The 2,444-nt window shown below is 58.6% G+C and carries 1 protein-coding gene; it reads left to right on the forward strand.

The window, feature by feature from the left end:
• Positions 1 to 538 precede the first annotated feature (538 nt).
• Complete coding sequence (locus ACFVWY_RS35590; RefSeq protein ID WP_389879048.1) at positions 539 to 2,365, forward strand: reverse transcriptase domain-containing protein; 1,827 nt, start codon at positions 539 to 541, stop codon at positions 2,363 to 2,365.
• Positions 2,366 to 2,444: the final 79 nt, after the last annotated feature.

The raw sequence follows: 2,444 nt of genomic DNA on the forward strand, positions 1-2,444 counted from the left end.
CGCCGTGCGCCGTGAGGCGCTTTGTTGTATCCCCGGATTATCCGGGATGAACTCGGAGAAGGTTCTTGGGTCACCTGACTTACCTGGCGGTGAAAGCCAAAGGGGACCGTAGCATGTCAGGGAAGCGGTAGCCGATCTGAAGGTGCATGACGACGGAGCGCCGCAAGACCCGCGCAATATGGTCAAAGCTGGATTGCTTAAAGCCTAATTTCCAGGGGCACAAGTAGAAACCCATCGGAACAGCACCTGAAACCGATGCTCCTGCCCTGTCTGGCTATGTGTCGTTTGGCTGGGCACCTCCGGGGTGGGAGACGCCTCCCAATGAGGGCGGCTAAGGAAATGAGTGGGCGACCTAAGTTGCGCTAGATACGTACAACAAAGACGTACCGCGGGATCACCTATGGGGCGAGAGCCCTATGGTGACGGAGTGTCCGTAGTAGTCGCAGGAGTGACGACCTGCCGGGGAGGCCGGGAAAACCGGACCACAGGGCGAAGGGACACAGGTGATTACGACGTCCAGGAGAGGGAGGTATGCGTAATGCAGAGTGCTGGAACAGTACTGGACGTCATTCGAGATCGCGGTAAGCGAGGCTTGCCGCTGGAGAGGATATACAGGCAACTGTTCAACAGGGATCTCTTTCTTGTGGCATACGGGCGCATCTACCGGAACAACGGTGCGATGACACCTGGAGTCACAGGGGAGACAGCTGACGGAATGTCAGTGGCGAAGATTGAAGCGATCATTGGGAGACTTCGCTCGGAGTCGTACCAGTGGACGCCAGTCAAGCGGGTCTACATCGCAAAGAAGGGAGCATCGGCGAAGAAGCGCCCGCTCGGCTTGCCAACATGGTCGGACAAGTTGGTTGCCGAAGTGGTTCGTCTCTTACTGGAGGCTTACTATGACGTTCAGCTTTCCGACCGATCCCATGGCTTTCGCCCCCGTCGTGGATGTCACACGGCATTGCAGGAAATAGCGAAAACTTGGACCGGAACACGATGGTTCATCGAGGGCGATATCTCCGACTGTTTCGGCAGCTTGGATCACGAGGTCATGCTCTCGATCCTCAGGGAGAAGATCCACGATGGCCGATTCGTGCAGCTAATTCGCCGCATGCTTCGTGCGGGGTATCTGGAGGATTGGCAGTGGAACGCCACGCTCAGCGGCGCTCCGCAGGGTGGGGTCGTCTCGCCTGTCCTGTCCAACATCTACCTCGACCGACTGGACCGGTTCGTTGAGCAGGAACTACTGCCGAACTACAACCGAGGAAAGCAGAGGCGGCATCATCCTGAATATCACCGACTGGATGCCCGGATGTGGCGGGCGGTGGCGCGCGGCGACAAGGAAGCAGCACGAGAGCTGCGTCTCAAACGGCGTTCGCTGCCGAGCTTAGATCCGCATGATCCGGGATTCCGTCGACTGCGATACATCAGGTACGCCGACGATTGGCTACTCGGATTCGCTGGGCCGAAGAACGAAGCCGGAGAGATAAAGTCGCGGGTCAAGGAGTTCCTTCATGCTGAACTCAAGCTGAGCCTCTCTGAACCAAAGACTCTCATCACGCACGCCTCCAGCCAGGCGGCGAGCTTCCTCGGCTACGAGGTCAAAGCACAGCGATGCGACACGAAACTCACTGGTCCTCGCCGTTCAGCCAACGGCATCATTGGGCTGTTCGTGCCGCAGAAGTTGGTCCGGCAACGGTGCGCACCGTACATACGAAAAGGGAAACCGTACCAGCGTGGGGTGCTGCTCCATGACAGCGATTTCTCAATCGTCGCTGCCTATCAAGCTGAGTACCGGGGTCTCGTTCAGTACTACTTGCTGGCGCAGGACGTCTCACGCCTATCGCGTCTTCGCTGGGTGATGGAGACATCCATGCTCAAGACACTTGCATCCAAGCATCGAACCTCCGCAACGCGGATGGCTCGGAAATATAAAGCGGTCGTCGCCACTCCGGACGGTTCGCGAACCTGCTTTGAAGTGAGGGTCTCACGAGGCGCCGACAAGAAGCCACTGGTGGCCCGCTTCGGGGGTATCCCCTTGAAGCGGCAGCGTATGGCGAAAGTTACCGACAAGGAGCCACTGCCTATGACGTATTTCGGAAGGAACGAACTCGTCAAGCGGCTCCTGGCCGACACGTGCGAGATATGCGGGTCAGCGGAAAGGGTGGAGGTTCACCATATCCGCAAGCTCGCGGACCTGAAAAAGCCGGGTCGGCCTGCCCGTCCAGTATGGGCACTGATTATGGCGTCGCGCAGACGAAAGACCCTGGTGGTCTGCCAAGCGTGTCACCACGGAATTCATGCAGGACGGGCTTCTTCGTCCACTCGAAAAGTGTCACTGGAGAGCGGTGTGCTGGGAAACTAGCCCGCACCGTTCGGGAAGGGGCCGTCGGAAAAGGGCTCTCACCACGAGCACCTCGCCGGCGGCCTACTTCACACCGGCT

The sequence above is a fragment of the Streptomyces sp. NPDC058195 genome (genome assembly GCF_042883525.1).
In the GTDB taxonomy this organism is placed as follows: Bacteria; Actinomycetota; Actinomycetes; order Streptomycetales; family Streptomycetaceae; genus Streptomyces.

Bases quoted from the DNA above. Each gene is read 5' to 3' on its own strand.
- ACFVWY_RS35590 (WP_389879048.1), top strand. From the start codon at position 539: ATGCAGAGTGCTGGAACAGTACTGGACGTCATTCGAGATCGCGGTAAG.